Consider the following 16,521-nt stretch of genomic DNA (forward strand, 5'->3'; position numbering starts at 1 on the left):
CGAGGTCGGCGAACCGGGCCTGGCGGACGGGCAGACTCCCGAGTCCAGGGCCCGGGCCCTGCTCCGGCAGCTGACGCTGGAGGAGAAGGTCGGGCTCCTCCACGTGCCGACGTGCTATGACTCCGCCTGCCCGGAGGGCGCGAAGCAGACGGCCGCCTTCCACCCCGGTGTCCCGCGCCTCGGCATCCCGCCGATCCAGGAGACCGGCGGCGACCTGGGAATCGCCAGCCCCTGCGGGCTGCGGAAGTGCGACACGTCCACCGCCCTGCCCGCGGGCCTGGCCATGGGGGCCTCGTTCGACGCCGGGCTCGCCCGGCGCGTCGGCGCCGTCGTGGGCACCGAGGCGCGCGCCACGGGCTCGGTGATCCAGCTCGCGGGTGGCGCCAACCTCATCCGCGAACCGCGCGGCGGCCGCAACTTCGAGTACGTCGGGGAGGATCCGCTGCTCACCGGCCGTCTGGCCGGCGCCGCGATCGCCGGGGTGCAGAGCCGCGGGGTCGCCTGCACCCTCAAGCACTTCGCCCTCAACGCGCAGGAGACCGGCCGCACGGTCGTCTGCGCGCACCTCGGCGAGGGCGCCCTGCGCGAATCCGACCTGCTCGCCTTCCAGATCGCCATCGAGGAAGGCCGGCCGGGCGCCGTCATGACCGCGTACAACAGGGTCAACGGCACCTACGCCAGCGAAAACCCCTTCCTCCTTGATCACGTGCTGAAGCATGAGTGGGCGTTCCCGGGCATGGTCATGTCCGACTGGGGCGGCACGCACTCCACGGTCGAGGCGATCACCGCGGGCCTCGACCGCGAGTCCGGCGAGGACCTGGATGACGAGGTCTACTTCGGCGCCCCGCTCCTGGACGCCGTCCGGGACGGCCGTGTGCCCGTCAGCCGCGTCGATGACGCGGTCACGCGCATCCTGACCGTTCTCATCAAGGCAGGCTTTCTAGAACGCACCGACCAGGCCACGATCGGGCCGAGCGCAGACGGGCAAACCACCCCCGCGCTGGCAGCGCCCGGACAGACCACCCCCGGCCAGACCCCGCCCGGGCAGATCGCGCCCCGGCTGGCCGCCCCCGGACAGACCCCGCCCGGGCAGACCGCCCCCGGGCAGACCGCGCCCCCGCTGACCACGCCCCGGCTGACCACGCCCGGGCAGACCGCCCCCGGGCAGACGGAGCCCGGGGAGATCTCGCCCCGGCAGATCGCGCCCCACCTGGCCTCGCCCCGGCAGATCGCCCCTGGGCTGACGGCGCCCGGGCAGACCCCGCCCGAGCTGACCGCCCCTGGGCAGACCGCGCCCCGGCTGACCCCGCCCGAGCAGACCGCGCCCCGGCAGATCGCGCCCCACCTGGCCGCGCCCCGGTTGACCGCGCCCGGGCTGACGGCCGAGCAGCGCGCCGCACATGCCCGGGACGCGCGCGACCTGGCCGAGAGCGGCATCGTGCTGCTGCGCAACGAGGGTGCGCTTCCCCTGGCTCCCAGCGCCGGCCAGATCGCGCTCATCGGCGGCCACTCCGATTTCGGCGTGCTCTCTGGCGGAGGTTCCAGCCAGGTGGCGCCCGAGGACTCGATGGCATGCCGCAGGGACGGCCTTCCACGCGTTTACCATGCGTCCTCCCCGCTGACCGAGCTCCGCGCGGCGCTGCCCGACGCGCTGGTGGTCTACCAGCCTGGTGGCGACCTGGAGTCGGCCGCGCACGTCGCGGGCAACGCGGACGTCGCGATCATCTTCGCCGAGTCGTGGTCCACCGAGGGCCGGGACCATCCGGATCTGACACTGCCCGGCGACCAGGACGCGCTCATCAGCGCGGTCGCCAGGACCGCCGTCTGCACGATCGTGGTGCTGGAGACCGGCGGTCCGGTGGAGATGCCCTGGCTCCAGGACGTCGACGCCGTTCTCGCCGCCTGGTACCCGGGCTGCCAGGGCGGCCAGGCCCTCGCCCGCGTCCTCACCGGAGCCGTGTCACCCTGCGGGCGGCTTCCCGTCACGTTCCCCCGCGACATCGACCAGCTGCCGAGACCGGTCATGCCGGACCCCGCCAGCACCACCTCCGATCCGGGCAGGCCCCGGCACGGCTATTTCCAAGTGGACTACGACATCGAAGGCTCCGACGTCGGCTACCGCTGGTACGAGCGGCACGGTATCGACCCGCTCTTCCCGTTCGGCTTCGGGCTGACCTACACCGACTTCGGCTATGCCGATCTCGAGGTCACGAACGGGGACGGCCTGAGCGCGGAGATCACCGTCACCAACACCGGCACCGTCGCCGCGACCGACACCCCGCAGGTGTACGTGACGCTCCCGCCCGCCGCCGGCGTCCGGTCCTCGCGCCTCGCCGGCTGGGCCCGCGTCCCCCTCGAACCCGGCGGGTCCGAACGCGTCACCATTCACCTCGAACCGCGCATCCTGGCCGTCTACGACACCGCCCTCCCCGGCTGGCGCACGCACGCCGGCCGCTATGGCGTCGATCTCCGCACCGACGCCCGCACCACCAGGCTGAACACCTCCATCGAACTCGAAGCCGAAACCGCGGCCCCGTGACCGGTGAACGCCCTCGCCTGGAGTTTTGTCCCAGCGCAGAAGAGTGCTTGATGAGGCCTTTCTCGGGAAGGGTGCATTGGCGAATGCGTTCCTGCAGCGTGCCGGTTCAGCAGCGTGCCGGTTGAGTAGCGCAGCGAGGAGGTACGTGCCGATGAGCAGCGCCGCGGAAGCCCATTTCCCGGCAGTCCCGGACGAGCCGAAAGCCGAGCGCGACGCGGTACGCCGCGCGGTCATGGCGTCGACCATGGGAAATGCCGTGGAGTGGTTCGACTATGGCGTCTTCACGTCCGGAGCCATCACCGGCGTCATCGGCACGGTCTTCTTTCCCGGCGATTCCAACGCGGTGCTCAAATCGCTGGCGCTGGTCGCCATCGGATTCATCGTGCGGCCCTTCGGCGGCGCCTTCTTCGGCCCGCTGGGCGACAAGATCGGCCGGCGGCCGGTGCTCGCGCTGACCATCCTGCTGATGTCGACCTGCACGTTCCTCGTCGGCGTGCTGCCCACCTATGCCGCCATCGGCATTGCCGCGCCCATCCTGTTGTTGCTGCTGCGGCTGATCCAAGGGTTCTCCACCGGCGGTGAGTACGGCGGCGCCGCCACGTTCATCGCCGAGTACGCGCCGACGAAGAAGCGCGGCTTCTTCGGCAGTTTTCTGGAAGTGGGGACGCTCACCGGCTACGCCCTGGGAAACGGCGTGGTGCTGACCGTGAGCCTGCTGGCCGGGACCGAGGCGATGCACGACTGGGCCTGGCGCATCCCGTTCATCCTCGCGCTGCCGCTGGGCGTCATCGGGCTCTACCTGCGCTCCAAGCTCGACGACCCGCCGGCGTTCCGCAGGCTGGAGGAAACAGGCCAGAAGCCGGAGAAGGCGCCCTTCAAGGAGACGCTGGCCGGCCACTGGCCGATGATCCTCAACCTCATCGGCATCGTCATCCTGCTGAACGTCGCGGACTACATGTTGCTGACCACAATGCCGTCGTACTTCACCACGCATCTGGACATCGGCGCCAACACCGCCACGATGATCATCATCGGGGTGGAGCTCGCACAGCTGTGCGTGCTCGTGCCGCTCGGCATGCTGTCGGACCGCGTCGGGCGAAGACCGCTGCTGATGACCGCCGCCGTCGGCTTCCTGCTGCTCAGCTATCCCGCCATCCGGTTGATGCAGAGCGGGAGCCTGCTCGCCCTCATCATCGGCTTCGGCTCGGTGGCGTTCCTGCTGGCCCTCATCCTCGCGGTCATCGGCTCGACGTTCCCGGCGATGTTCCCGACGCGGGTGCGCTACGGCTCGTTCGCCATCGGCTACAACGTGTCGACCGCGCTGTTCGGCGGCACCGCCGGAGTGGTCGTGGAAGCACTGATCAACAAGACCGGGGACAAGAACTGGCCCGCCTACTACCTGATGGGCGCCGCGGCGATCGCGATCGTCCCGATCCTGCGCATCCCGGAGACGGCCAACGTGCCCATCGAGGTGATCGACGCCGAGAGCGACCGGCACGCGGGCGAGCTCACCGGATCCCGGGACTGAGCTCGCCGAGCGACGCGCGGGCACGCCGTTCGTCGTCGGGACGGCCGAGGTCGGCGAAGAGCTCGGCGGCGGTCTCCAGGTGGGCGACGGCCTGCTCGTACCGTCCCAGCTCCTGGTTCGCCTGGCCCCACAGCTCGTGGAAGTAGGCCTTGCCCATCCTGTGCCCGATGCTCTCGGTGAGACGCAGGCCTTCCTCGCAAAGCGCCGGCAGCCTGCTGAAATCGCCGGCGGCGAGGTGCACGCGGACCAGGCTGTACAGGGCGCTGGCCTGGTAGGTGGCATCGCCGAGGCCACGGGCGATGGCGAGCGACTCCTCGCATGCCGCGACGGCACGTTCGGGATCATCTGTCTGGCTGCAGACGATCCCGAGCACCCGCAGCGCGGCGAACTCGGTGTGCGGATCGCCGACCTTGCGCGCCAGCTGGAGCGCGTGCTCGGCGTCGTCGCGGGCGTCGTACGGGCGGCCGAGGCACTGGACGCTGTACGCGCGCAGCTCCAGGGCGCGGGCGAGATCCTGCCGGCTGTCGGTCTCCGCGAAGACGGCGGCGCAGTCGTCGATCAGCGGCAGGGCCTCGGCGGGCCTGCCCCGGTCGGCGGCGATGACCTTGGCCGCCCGGAACAGCGCCCGCGCGGCGGCAGGGGCGTCGCCCTCGCGCTCGGCTGCCGCCGCGACGATCCGCCAGAGATGTTCGGCTTCCTCGTGCAGATGGTGCAGGTGCAGGTGCGACGCCATGCGCAGGACGAGCCCGGTGGCCAGGCGGAAGCGCCCGGCGGCGCACGCGGCCGTCACCGCCGTGCGCAGGTTGGCCAGCTCGCTGGTGAACCACGCGGCCGGATCGGGCTCGATGAGGCGTTTGACGAGTTCGTCGCTGACGGCCATGCGCGGGGTGAAACGCGACGGCGGCGGGAAGTACGGGTCGCGCGGCACGAGGGAGTCGGCGTGGTCGACGAGCTCCAGCCAGCCGATGGTCAGCCGCTCCAGTGCGGGTTCGGCCTCGGCGTCGCCGGCGAGCTGTTCGGCGGCGTAGTCGCGCAGCAGGTCGTGGAGGCGGTACCGCGGCTGGTGCACCTGGTCGACGCCTGTGGTGGAGAGCAGGCTCTTGTCCACGAGGGTGTCGACGAGCTCCTCCGCGGACGGGTCGTCGAGCAGGACACCCACGACCCAGGGAGCGAAATCGTGCGGCCCGGCGATGGCCAGCATGCGGAACGCCCTCTGGGCGCGTTCGTCCAGCGACTGGTAGCTGGCCTCGATCAGCGCCCGCACGGCCGTGTTGCCCGCCACCAGATGGTCCAGCCGGCGCTCGGGATCGGTGAGCAGCCCGGCCATGTGCGCGAGAGGCCAGGTGGGACGGCCCGCGAGCCGGGCGCCGACGATGCGCATCGCCAGCGGGAATCCGTCGCAGGCTTCCACGACGCGCGCGGCGGCGGCCTCCTCGGCGGCCACCCGGTGCGGGCCGATGATCCGGCCGAGCATGCGCAGGCCCTCCGGGCGGCTCAGCCGTTCGAGCGCGAGCAGATGCGCACCGTCGAGGCCCAGCGACCGGTTGCGGCTGGTGATGAGGATCGCGCAGCCGGGCGTGCCGGGGAGCAGCGGCTGGATCTGCCCGGGCGCCGCCGCGTCGTCGGCGACCACCAGGACCCGCTTACCGGCGAGGCGCGAACGGTAGAGCGCGGCCCGTTCGGCGAGGGTCTCGGGGATATCGGCGGGTGCGACCCCGATCGCGCGCAGCACCTCGTTGAGCACCGCCGCCGGGTCACGCGGGGTCTGCGACGCTCCGGCGAGCTGCACGTACAGCTGGCCGTCCGGGAACGACGGGGTGACCAGGTGGGCGACGTGCAGGGCCAGCGAGGTCTTGCCCACACCCGGCGGTCCGCTGATCTGCACGACGGGCGGCGCTGTGGCCACGGCGGCGGACGCCAGCAGCTGGCGCAGCCTGCCGCGCTGCGTCTCGCGGCCGGTGAAGTCCCGGACATCGGGCGGGAGCTGGCGGGCCAGCGGCTGCCGGGGCGGGCGCGCCGCCTGGGCGGAGTGGCCGTCCTGCCCCTGCACGGGGTGTGGCGCCGGATGCGGGGTCAGATCCGGGTCGTCGACCTTGATCCGGTGCCACATGCGCTGCAGCTCGGGGCCGGGCTCGCTGCCCGCGGCCTGCTCCAGCATCTCGTGCGCCTCGTCGTACGCCTGGAGCGCCTCGGTCTTGCGGCCCGACCGGTACAGCGCGAGCAGCAGCTGCGCCCACAGGTACTCGTTGAGCGGATCGTCGAGGACCCAGGCCCGCAGCTCCGGGACGAGCGCCCGGTGGCGGCCGAGCGTGAGCCGGATCTCCACCAGCTCCTCCCGGGCGACGCGGCGTTCGGCCAGCAGCCCGGCCGCGATGCCGGTCACGGCCGAGGTCTCCGGCAGGTCGTCCAGCGGCGGCTCGCGCCAGAGGGCGAGGGCCCGCTCGTAGAGCTCGGCGGCCAGCGGAGGGTCACCGCGGCCCCGGGCCTCGCGTGCCTGGACGAGGAGATCTCGGAACGTTACAAGATCCACCGTGTCGCGGTCGCCCAGCCGCAGCCGGTAGCCGCCGTGGCCGGGCGGGACACGATCGGGGGACAACACGCGGCGCACGCCCGCGACGCAGGTCTTGATGGCGCCGGTGCGATCCGCCCGGTCGCCGTCCGCGCCCGGCTCCCAGAGCAGCGCCTGCAACTGGTCCGACGAGAGCGCCTGGCCGCTCTTGAGGACCAGCACGCTGATCGCCGAACGGATCAGCGGCTGGGAGACCGTGATGGGTTCGCCATCATCGGAGCGGATCTCCAGTCGCCCAAGAATTCGAAACTCCACTGACCTGCTCGCAGCCTTTCCACGCCGCCAAGAAGGCCAAGCTAGTGAACTTCGCCCGAGACAATCATGACCGGATGTGGTCACGAGTCAATGCGAGTAAGGGGCTCTGTTGCCGCTGCCTGCGGCATCACGACCCCTCTGGCCCGCCGCACGGTGGACACGGCCAGACCTGCTCACCTTCCGCTGACCTTTGCGGTCTAACGTCGATGTCCCTCTTTTCCCGATCCCGGGAAATCCATACGTCCCACGCCCCCGCCCCGGTTCCCCGCACCCCGCCCGGAGCGCCCGAGGAGGGTGAGCATGACGATGACATCCCTGTCGGCGGAACGATGATCCCGCCCGCACCGCCCGGCCCGCCCATGGTGACCGCGGCGGGCCCCGGCTGGACACCGGCGGGCGGCGGCACCGACCTGGCGAGTCCCGCCCGGATCTACGACTACCTGCTCGGCGGCAAGGACAACTACGCCGTCGACCGTGAACTCGCCCGCCGTCTCCTGGAGTTCCAGCCGGAGGTGGCCGCCGCCGCGCGGGAGAACCGTGCGTTCCTCAGGCGCGCGGTGGGTCTCCTCGCCGAGCGCGGCATCCGCCAGTTCCTCGATCTCGGCTGCGGGCTGCCCACCCGGGAGAACGTGCACCAGATCGCCGCCCGCCACAGTCCCGGTGCACGCGTGGTGTACGTCGACCATGACCCGATCGTGGTGGCCCACGCGCGCGCCCTGCTCACAGACGACGGCAACGTCGCCATCGTGCAGTCCGACCTCCGCAAGCAGGACGAGCTCCTCAGCAACGTCAACGCCAGCCGCAGGCTGGACTGGGCCGAGCCCGTCGCCGTGCTGCTCACCGCGGTCCTGCACTTCGTGGCCGATGCCGACGACCCGGCAGGGATCCTCGCCGGGCTCCGCGCGGGCCTCGCGCCCGGGAGCGCGCTGGTGATCTCCCATGCCACCGCCGGGACGGCGCCGGCGAAAGCCGCCAGGGCGGCCGAGCTCTACGCCACCGCCTGCGTCACTCCCCTGGCTCTTCGCGAACGCGACGAGATCGCGGAGTTCTTCGGGGACTTCGAGCTGCTCGACCCTGGCCTGGTGTTCACCACTGAGTGGCAACCCCAGGACGAGCCGCCGTCGCCACCGCCGCGAGGGCAGCTCCTCGCCGGAGTCGGCGTACGCCGGTAGCGGTCATTCAGTGAGAGTGCCCTGGCGCGCCCACTCAGGTTGCGCAGCCCGCCGAGGCTCGACGTACGCGTGATGGTCGACGAGAGCGTGCAGTCGCCGCAATCGCCGCAATCGCCGTAGTCGCCGTAGTCGCCGTAGTCGCCGCAATCGGCGCAATCGGCGCAATCGGCGCAGGACGCACTGGAAATCGTCCGGCGCGCCGCCGACCTGCTCAACAGTAAGATCCTCAAGGTAGGCGGGTTGTACCAAAAGTGGAGGCTTCCCCGATGCACGACCTCGTCGACCGCTTGCGGGGCACGCTGCTGCCCGCCGTGGTGACCCCGATGGACGAACGCGGCGTCGTGGACCACGACGCGCTCGCGGTGTACGCCGAACGGATCGCCGCGGGACCCATCGGCGGCATCGCCGTATGGGCCCACACGGGGCGCGGGCTCTACCTCTCCGAAGACGACCGGAGCCGCGTGCTTTCAACCTGGCGGCAGGCCACCTCCGCGCCCATCGTGGCGGGGGTCGGCGTTCCGCGTACGGCCACCGCCCCGACCCTGGCGGCGGCCGCCGACGCGACGGTGGCGATGGCGGCGCGGGCGGCCGAGCTGGGCGCCGACGCCGTGATGGTCTATCCGCTGGCTGCGCTCGGCGACCAGGCCGACGGGCACGCCCAGGCGGTCCGGCTGCACCAGCGGGTCACCGCCGAGAGCGGGCTGCCACTCGTCGGCTTCTACCTGCACGACGAGGCGGGTGGTTATCCCTACTCGCCCAAGCTCATCCGCGATCTGCTCGCGCTGCCGGCGATGCTCGGGGTCAAGACCACCACGCTCGACAGCGCCATCGGCTGCCAGGACGCGATCTGGGCGGGCCGGGGCACCGGCAAGCTGTCCATCACTGGTGAGGACCGGATGTTCGGACCGTCGTTCATGTGGGGTGCCGACACGGCGCTGGTCGGCATCGCGGCGGCGCAGGTGGGGCTGTCGGCCCGGGTCGTCGAAGCCTGGAACGAGCGCGACCACACTGCGTTCGTGCGCGCCTCCGATCGGCTCGACCGGTTCGCGGCGGCGACCTTCTACGCGCCGGTCGAGGGTTATGTGCAGCGGATGATGTGGGCCGCGGTCTGGGAGGGGCTGATCCCCGAGAGGTCAGCGCACGACCCGTACGGGCCGTCCCTGCCCGCGAGCGAACGCGACCAGGTGATCGGCTGCCTGAAGGAACTGCGGGCCGCCGCGGCGGCCTGATCAGCCCGCGAAGGAACGCGCCGGAACGCGCCGCGGGCATGCTCGTCAAGAACGAGGGCGTCCTCCCGTACGACTACGCGGAGTATCTGGCCAGGGGCTTCGCTACCCCGCGCGGTAAGGCGGGCGGGGGGCTCTCCTCATCCGGCACAGATGGTGACATGCTCGGTCCTGCGGCGTTTTCAGCGAGAGGCGTCGCACGGATCGACGGGAGTGTGGTGGCGGATGGGGCTACAGGGCGATGACGCGCTGTTGCACCAGCGGGTGGTCAGCGGTGACGAGTCCGCCTTGGCCGAGCTCTACGACCGGCTCTCGCCGCTCGTCTTCGGATTGTGCGTGCGCGTCACCAGGGACCGGACGATCGCCGAGGACATCACCCAGGAGGTGTTCCTGACCTTCTGGGAGAAGCCGCTGGCGTTCGATCCTGAGCGCGGCACCCTGCGCGCCTGGCTCGCGACGATCGCGCACCGCAGGGCGGTCGACCACGTACGCGCCGAGGAACGCAAGAAGCCCTCGCACCTCGGTCCCCGGCTCTTCGAGCGCGGACCCGCGCCGATGGAGGACTCCGTCCTGGACGCCGAGGCCTCCGCCCGGGTCCGCCGGGCCGTGCAGGGCCTGCCCGCCGAGCAGCGTGAGGCGCTCGAAATGGCGTACTGGGGCGGCCGGACGTACAGACAGGTCGCGGAACAACTCGGCCTTCCAGAAGGTACGGTCAAATCAAGGATCCGGCAGGCGCTGCGGCAGCTTGCGGGGATGCTGGCCGAGGAAGGCGTGCGATGAACCCGGTGGAACGGCTCTACCTGGACGCCCTGGAGGAGGGCGTGGAACGCGACGAGCGTCCCTCCTCGGGTCTCCTGCTTACCACGGCACGGGCCCGGCGCCGCCCCGCGGCGACGACCGTCCCCTGGGCGGCGCCCTACGCGGGCAGGGTCGCGGCCATGGACGCGGTGCTCGCGTCGGCCTCGGCCGGCGACTGGGCCCAGCAGGTCGTCGAGGGCTGGACGCTCCAGCAGCTCGTCGCCCATCTGACCGCCAAAGACGGGCTGGTCGCGGCCGACGTGGGCGCGCCCGTGCTGGGCCCGCCGATCGGGACGCGCGATCCGCTCGGCCGTACCGCCGAGGTCCAGGCCGCCGAAGAGGGCCGGTCGCCCGAGGAGACCCGCGAGACCTGGCGGGCGCAGGCCGACGCGCTGTGCGCGCGCCTCGCCGACGTCGATCCGGCCACCCCGGCGGCCCCGGACGGGCTGGCCATCCCGGTGCGCGACGCCATCATTGCCCGCAGCCTGGAGACGTGGGTGCACGCTGACGACGCCGCGCGCACGTCGGCGCTGCGGCTGCCGCCGCCGGTCGCCGGCCACCTGCATCCGATGGCGGGCTTCTGCACCCGCCTGCTGCCCTGGACGATGATCGCCACCGGCAGCGACGGCGCGGGCTCGACCGTGCGCGTCACGCTGACCGGCCCCGGTGGCGGCACGTGGCTCGTCCCGCTCGACGTCAACGACCCGGGAGGCGTCCGCGAAGGCGGCGAGGGCGACGCCGGAGCCCACATCGTCACCGACGTCGTCGCGTTCTGCTTCCTGCTCGGCGGTCGCGGGGCCCCCGAGTCGCTGCCCGCCGAGATCGAGGGCGACCGGGACCTGGCACGCCGGGTGCTGGAGGCCGCACCGGCCTTCTCCGGCCCGTGACGTTCACCTGGTGTTAGATCTTGGTGTGCCGGGCGGGCGTACGCTCCTGCCATGAGGTCCTCCAAGCTGCTCGCCCCCGTGGCGGCCCTGGCGACGCTCGGCGCCCTCGCGACCCCGGCGTGCGCCACTGAGAAACCGAGCGGTCAGTGCTCGCCCGCCGCCTCGCTGCTCGGTTTCTCCGACGCGCTGGACAAGACGGAGCTGAACGGGACGGCCATCGCCGGGCTCTCCGCGCTCGCCATGACAGGTCACGGGCGGGCCGTCGCGGTGGTGGACAACATCGGTACCACGCCCGCGCGGATCTACGACCTGTCGCTGCGGCGGGGCGGCGTCCTCAAGCCGGCGGCGCGCAAGGTCACGACTCTGACCCGGCCGGACGGGACGCCCTACACCGGCGCCGACTTCGACGGCGAGGGCCTGGTGGTGGAGCGCGGCGGCCAGACGATCCTCGCGAGCTCCGAGACCGAGCCGTCGATCCGCCGGTTCCGCCGTTCCGACGGGCGCCAGACGGCCGAACTGCCGGTGCCCGAACGTTTCCGCGTCGCCCCGGCGGGCCAGGCCACCCGCAACCAGACCTTCGAGTCGCTGGCGGCCACATCGGACGGCCGCACGGTCTACGCCGGCATGGAGGGTCCGCTGAACGGTGAGGCGTTCCAGCGCATCATCCGTTACGAGGGCCACGCAGGTGGCCGTTATGTCCCGGTCGCGCAGTACGCCTACAAGACCGATCCCACCCTCAGCCTCGCCGAGCTCATCGCTCTGCGGGACGGCGGGCTTCTCGCCATGGAGCGCGGCTTCACCCCCGGTGTGGGCAACACCGTCCGGATTTACCGGACATCCACCAATGGGGCCCGCGACGTGACGAACACCCCGGCTCCCGCGCTCAAGAAGGAACTGCTCGTGGACATCGCCACGTGCCCGCCGTCCGGCGCGACCGCCAAGCAGCCACAGCCCAACCCGTTGCTCGACAACATCGAGGGCATGGCGCTCGACGGCCGGATTCTCTACCTGATCTCCGACGACAACGGCAGCGCGACGCAGATCACCCGGGTGTACGCGCTGGCGATCAGAGCCAGTCGCGGCGCTTGAAAATCAAGTAGAGAACGCCGCAAGTGGCGGCCATCAGGCACAGCGCGACCGGGTAGCCGAACGCCCAGCGCGTCTCGGGCATGTGGTCGAAGTTCATCCCGTAAATGGTCCCGATCAGTGTGGGCGCGAACAGGATGGCGGCCCACGCGGAGATCTTCTTGACCTCCTCGTTCTGGGCGTTGCTGGCCTCGGCGAGGTTCTTCATCTCCTCGTTCTGCGCCTGCCCGACCAACGTGGCGTTCAGCGTCAAGATGTCTTGTAGGTTCTGACGGAAACCATCGACGCGTTCCATCACCGTCGTGGCGTGGTCGGCGACATCCCGCAGGTAGCGGCGGAGCTCGTCATCCACCTGGTACTTTTCGAAACCCGCCGACAGCGAGCCGAGAATCGGTGACAGCGGCCGGGTGGCCCGCTGGAACTCGATCACCTCACGTGAGAGCTCGTAGATGCGCCGCGACACCAGCGGATCGCCCCGGAACACCTCGGTCTCGATCTCGTCGATGTCGTTCTGGAGACCCGCCACCACCGGCGCGTACTCGTCAACCACAGCGTCCAGGATCGCGTAGAGCACCGCTTCCGGACCGCTGGACAGAAGCTCGGGCGTATCCTCCAGGCGCTTGCGGACCACGGCCAGGTCTGGGGACTCACTGTGGCGTACGGTCAGCACGAAGTCCTTGCCGACAAAAATGTGCAACTCGCCAAAGTCGACTTCTTCCACATCGTCCAGATAACGAGCTGCACGCAGCACCACGAAGAGCGTGTCCCCATAACGTTCCAACTTCGGCCGCTGATGGGCCACGATCGCGTCCTCAACGGCCAGCTCGTGCAGCTCGAATTCCTCGGCAAGCGAAAGCAGCTGCGGCTCAGAAGGGCGATAAAGACCGATCCACGCCATGCCGCCCTCGGTTCGCCCCAGGCACCGGTAGGTCTCGGCGAGAGTGGCGGGCGATTCGGCCCGGACGCCGCTCACATAGACGGCGGCATCGACCACGCCTTCGCCGTCCGGCTCATGGTCACCCGGCCGGGGATCCATGGAACGCTCCGGAGGCGCCTCGGCCGGCACCTTGGCGGCACGGGAGGAAGATCTCAAAAGCGGACGCAACATACGCCCTCGCCGATCCGCCATCACCACTCCCTCCGCAGAAGCCTCAGAGGGACATGTACCCATCCGCCGATCTTCAAGTGTGCACGACCAGGGTGAACGAACCAGGTGGTAACCGCCTATGCCGAAACGACCGCTCCCCCACTATCAGGTGAACAGCTCCTAGAAATCATCGTTCGTGTGCGGGGCGAGCGGGACGTCCAGGGCGGCATCGAACCGTCCGGCCGCTCCTGGCGTGTGCTCGGTGACCAGACCCGCCCGAACGAGCCGCCGGACCTGCGTTCCGCCCAGATAGACAGACCCGAGCTCGGCCACGCCGAACGTGAGGTCAGGCTCGTCTTGGGTGGCCTTGCCCGTCAGGCGCCAGCGCCCCTCATTGATGGGCAATCTGGCGTCCTGGACCTCGATGACCAGGCTCTCCTCGACCGCCCAGCTCCGCATCCGGAGCGACGCCGGAACGTCGATCAGCCTCAGCCACAGCGCGCCCCAGTCCCCCTTGATCACGACTTGGTCCGGGTCGACGGCCAGCAGCGGGAGCAGGTCGTCGACGGGCCTGCTGTGCGCCTGGATCCGGCTGGTCAGGTCGATCGACGCGAGGAACGTCCACAGCGCGGCCTCCACCGCCGGAGTATCGGCCTCCAGCTCCTCGAGCCGGACGACCCCGGGCGCACCGGTGTCCTCGTTCTCCCCCCGCGTCCGGTAGATCGCATAGCCGCCGCCGTCCAGCACCACGATCCGCGGCTCACCGTACTCGTCGTCGTGCTCATCCGCCGGGGGCAGGATCGCCCTCTCCCACCATTCGGCGTCCCGGACGAGCCCGCCGGGGCGTCGCGCGATCGCCCGGGCGTGGATCGGCCCGAGCACCTCCGCCGCCTGGTCGCGCCCGATCAGCCGCAGCGGGCGCGGATCGGGCTCGATGCGCAGTGCCAGCGGCCGGGAGCTGTCGATCTCCAGGCTGATAGAACGATCAGCCAGGCCGAACCCGTATCGCCCGTAGATCCCCGCCTGCGACGCCCACAGCGCCGCCAACGGACGCCCCGCCGCGACCGCGTCGGCGTGCATCCGTTCCATCATGGCGGTGAGCACACCCCGGCGCCGGTGCGTCGGCAGCACGCCCACAAACGTGATCGCCGAGCAGTCCGGCAACGCGCCGGGCACCGCGAGCTTCATAGGCAGCGCGGCCAGTTGCCCCACCAACGTCTCACCCTCGTAGGCGCCGATCCGCTCCGACCGCCGCGGCACCCACAGGTTGCGGTCCCGTTTGTCGTCCTCGGTGCGGAAATGGAACACCATCTCGGCGAGGTCCAGCATCCGTCCCAGATCGGACTCCGGAATCTCACGGATCTCTAGATCGCCCATGCGTCCACGGTAAGCGCGCGGCCCCCGGCAAAGGCAACCGGTTTTCCCACTGACCAGGCCGAACACCGGTCAGTCCCGTTTGATGATTCCGGTCAGCCCGGCCACGACGGCCGTCGTGAGGATCCAACCTGCGGCAATGAGCGTCCAGGACCAGTAGACGACCGTTCCCTCGGGGTTCCACGCCTTCTGCTGGCCAAGGTCCACGATCGGGAGCAGCACATCGAGTGTGTAGGCGAACGCGTGGAAGGCCGGGCCCTTGGGATCAGCCTGCTTCATGTCGGCCCGTGCGAAGACCAGACTCCCGACCGCCAGCAACCCGGCCAGCCAGACGGCGGCCAGCCACGTTCGGTAGCCGTAACCGACGGTCAGGAACAGGAGCCAGTTGGCCAGCCTGCCGAACGGTCCCAGAACCTTGCGCCGATGCCACTGCTTGGCGATCGCGACGCGCCGGGCCGCCTCCTCCCTGCCATCGCGACGGTAGGCCTGCGCGAGCTGGTCGTACGGCTGTGGCACATACCCCTCCGGCTGCTCGGCCAGCCGCCTCAGGCGTGTCCGTACGTCGATCTCGTCATGCTCCAGCGTCCCGAACGTGAAACCGCGCAGCGTGACACGTGAGGGCTGCCAGCTCACGGCGTCGTCGCGGAAGCTCTCAACCTGGACGTTGGTGAGATCGATGCCCCCGGCGGGAGCCCGTCCGAGCCTCAGCACCAGGGCACGGGCGCTGACCGCCTCCAGATCGAGCGCGAGTCCCTGCGGATTGGACAACTCCGCGTCGATGAACGAGAGCCGCCCACCCACCCGTGTGCCGATCAGATAGACCTCGCCCTCGGCCGCGAAACCGTCCCGAAAGAACAGGTTCTGATCCACTGTCATGCCGAGGCCCTCGATCACATGGCCGCCAGGGTTGACCAGCCGCGCCCCATCGAACTCGATCTGCCCGCCGACATGCGCGCCGTTCAGCCGAAGTTCTCCCTCCGCGACGAAGCCGTCCCGGCACATCAGGTCGCCCCCGACCGCGAGCCGGATGGCCGAGAGCGCACGGCCTCCGGGGTTGGTGAGCCGGGCACCGGTGAGGTTGCAGACACCGCCCACCTGCGCGCCGGTCAACCGCACCTCGCCTGCCGCGACGAAGCCGTCCCGGCAGAACAACGATCGTTCGACGGTGAGCGCATCCGCCTTGAGCGCCAGCCTGCCCGGGTTGGTGAGCCGAGCGCCGTCGAGGATGAGATGCCCGCCGACCTTGGCACCGGCGAGCCGGACCTCCCCCACGGTCTCGAATGCGCAGACGAGGTCCTGCTCGACCGTCAGCACGTAGGCGTTCAACGCCGGTCCACCCGGATTCCTCAGCACCGCACCCGACATGTCCAGGTGCCCGATCCGGCCACCAGCGAGGCTGATTCTGCCGTCCGCGCTGAATCCGTCCTTGCAGAGCATGTACTGCGCGACCGAGAGCCAGTTCGCCATCAGCGCGTTCCCACCGGGGTTGGACAGCCGTGCGCCGCTGAGCGACAACTGTCCGGAGATGCGTGCGCCGAGCAGCCGCATCTCGCCTTCGGCAACGAAGCCCTCCCGGCAGAACATCCCCTGCTCCACGATGAGGCGGTCCGCGTTCAGCGCCACGCCGCCTGCGTTGGACAGGCGTGCTTCCGTCAGAGAGAGCTTCCCGCCGATGTGTGCGCCCAGCAGGTCTACGACGCCTTCGGCAACGAAGCCCTTGTTGAGCTCCAGGTTCCCAGTGGTCCGCAGTTGCTGCGCGGACAATCCCGGCATCCGGCATCCGGGGAGCCGGATCGCGGGCGCGGTGACCTCATCGAAGTTGGGTGCCTCCTCAAAGACGCAGCCTTCCAGCACCAGGGGGCGGTCCAGCGGGCACGCCTCCAGGTTGAGGGCGCCTGTGATGTGTGCACCCTGGACCTTGAACGGGCCAGGACGTCCGCCCTCAGGCGGCGCCAGGAGCATGTCCGTCAATTGGTCAGCGCTGATCGATTCCACGTAAG

The 16,521-nt window shown here is 70.6% G+C and carries 11 protein-coding genes; 7 read left to right on the top strand and 4 right to left on the bottom strand.

All coding sequences use genetic code 11. The annotated features are described in order from the left end of the window. Nucleotides 1-103: 103 nt before the first annotated feature. Both ACH34W_RS14960 and ACH34W_RS14965 read left to right on the top strand, forming a co-directional pair. The gene (locus tag ACH34W_RS14960; protein WP_395961457.1) at nt 104-2,539 is read left to right on the top strand and encodes a glycoside hydrolase family 3 C-terminal domain-containing protein; all 2,436 of its coding nucleotides are present in this window, start codon (nt 104-106) and stop codon (nt 2,537-2,539) included. A 151-nt stretch (nt 2,540-2,690) separates the two neighbouring features. Next, nucleotides 2,691-4,067 carry an MFS transporter gene (locus tag ACH34W_RS14965; RefSeq protein ID WP_395961458.1) on the top strand — a complete coding sequence of 459 codons (1,377 nt, stop codon included), beginning with the start codon at nt 2,691-2,693 and terminating at the stop codon, nt 4,065-4,067. On the opposite strand, the gene ACH34W_RS14970 is transcribed toward ACH34W_RS14965, so the two are convergent. Continuing rightward, complete coding sequence (locus ACH34W_RS14970) at nt 4,048-6,891, bottom strand: AfsR/SARP family transcriptional regulator (RefSeq protein WP_395961459.1); 2,844 nt, start codon at nt 6,889-6,891, stop codon at nt 4,048-4,050. The genes ACH34W_RS14965 and ACH34W_RS14970 overlap by 20 nt on opposite strands. A gap of 329 nt (nt 6,892-7,220) precedes the next feature. On the opposite strand from ACH34W_RS14970, the gene ACH34W_RS14975 reads away from it, so the two are divergent. The 5 genes from ACH34W_RS14975 to ACH34W_RS14995 all read left to right on the top strand — a co-directional run bounded on the left by ACH34W_RS14975 (nt 7,221) and on the right by ACH34W_RS14995 (nt 12,063). Further along, on the top strand, nt 7,221-8,063 hold the full coding sequence (locus ACH34W_RS14975) for an SAM-dependent methyltransferase (protein WP_395961460.1): 843 nt from the start codon (nt 7,221-7,223) through the stop codon (nt 8,061-8,063). 266 nt (nt 8,064-8,329) lie between these two features. Further along, nucleotides 8,330-9,292: a dihydrodipicolinate synthase family protein gene (locus ACH34W_RS14980; RefSeq protein ID WP_395961461.1), complete on the top strand. Its 963-nt coding sequence runs from the start codon at nt 8,330-8,332 to the stop codon at nt 9,290-9,292. A 222-nt stretch (nt 9,293-9,514) separates the two neighbouring features. Next, complete coding sequence (locus tag ACH34W_RS14985) at nt 9,515-10,069, top strand: RNA polymerase sigma factor (RefSeq protein WP_395961462.1); 555 nt, start codon at nt 9,515-9,517, stop codon at nt 10,067-10,069. Continuing rightward, on the top strand, nt 10,066-10,974 hold the full coding sequence (locus ACH34W_RS14990; protein WP_395961463.1) for a maleylpyruvate isomerase family mycothiol-dependent enzyme: 909 nt from the start codon (nt 10,066-10,068) through the stop codon (nt 10,972-10,974). The genes ACH34W_RS14985 and ACH34W_RS14990 overlap by 4 nt, the downstream gene beginning before the upstream one ends. Nucleotides 10,975-11,025: 51 nt before the next feature. Next, a complete protein-coding gene (locus ACH34W_RS14995) occupies nt 11,026-12,063 on the top strand; it encodes an esterase-like activity of phytase family protein (protein WP_395961464.1) in 1,038 nt (345 codons plus the stop codon). Here ACH34W_RS14995 and ACH34W_RS15000 read toward each other — a convergent pair. The 3 genes from ACH34W_RS15000 to ACH34W_RS15010 all read right to left on the bottom strand — a co-directional run bounded on the left by ACH34W_RS15000 (nt 12,041) and on the right by ACH34W_RS15010 (nt 16,492). Then, nucleotides 12,041-13,189: a magnesium and cobalt transport protein CorA gene (locus ACH34W_RS15000; protein ID WP_395961465.1), complete on the bottom strand. Its 1,149-nt coding sequence runs from the start codon at nt 13,187-13,189 to the stop codon at nt 12,041-12,043. The two genes, ACH34W_RS14995 and ACH34W_RS15000, sit on opposite strands and share 23 nt — an antisense overlap. Nucleotides 13,190-13,327: 138 nt before the next feature. Continuing rightward, nucleotides 13,328-14,524, bottom strand: a complete 1,197-nt coding sequence (locus ACH34W_RS15005; protein ID WP_395961466.1) for a GNAT family N-acetyltransferase — start codon at nt 14,522-14,524, stop codon at nt 13,328-13,330. Nucleotides 14,525-14,593: 69 nt separating this feature from the next. Further along, nucleotides 14,594-16,492, bottom strand: coding sequence for a hypothetical protein (locus ACH34W_RS15010; RefSeq protein ID WP_395961467.1), 1,899 nt, complete (start codon nt 16,490-16,492; stop codon nt 14,594-14,596). Between the last annotated feature and the right edge of the window lie 29 nt (nt 16,493-16,521).

The sequence above is a fragment of the Actinomadura sp. 6N118 genome (assembly GCF_044326415.1).
In the GTDB taxonomy this organism is placed as follows: Bacteria; Actinomycetota; Actinomycetes; order Streptosporangiales; family Streptosporangiaceae; genus Spirillospora.

Bases quoted from the DNA above. Each gene is read 5' to 3' on its own strand.
- ACH34W_RS14965 (WP_395961458.1), top strand. From the start codon at position 2,691: ATGAGCAGCGCCGCGGAAGCCCATTTCCCGGCAGTCCCGGACGAGCCG.
- ACH34W_RS14975 (WP_395961460.1), top strand. From the start codon at position 7,221: ATGATCCCGCCCGCACCGCCCGGCCCGCCCATGGTGACCGCGGCGGGC.
- ACH34W_RS14980 (WP_395961461.1), top strand. From the start codon at position 8,330: ATGCACGACCTCGTCGACCGCTTGCGGGGCACGCTGCTGCCCGCCGTG.
- ACH34W_RS14985 (WP_395961462.1), top strand. From the start codon at position 9,515: ATGGGGCTACAGGGCGATGACGCGCTGTTGCACCAGCGGGTGGTCAGC.
- ACH34W_RS14990 (WP_395961463.1), top strand. From the start codon at position 10,066: ATGAACCCGGTGGAACGGCTCTACCTGGACGCCCTGGAGGAGGGCGTG.
- ACH34W_RS14995 (WP_395961464.1), top strand. From the start codon at position 11,026: ATGAGGTCCTCCAAGCTGCTCGCCCCCGTGGCGGCCCTGGCGACGCTC.
- ACH34W_RS15000 (WP_395961465.1), bottom strand. From the start codon at position 13,189: ATGGCGGATCGGCGAGGGCGTATGTTGCGTCCGCTTTTGAGATCTTCC.
- ACH34W_RS15005 (WP_395961466.1), bottom strand. From the start codon at position 14,524: ATGGGCGATCTAGAGATCCGTGAGATTCCGGAGTCCGATCTGGGACGG.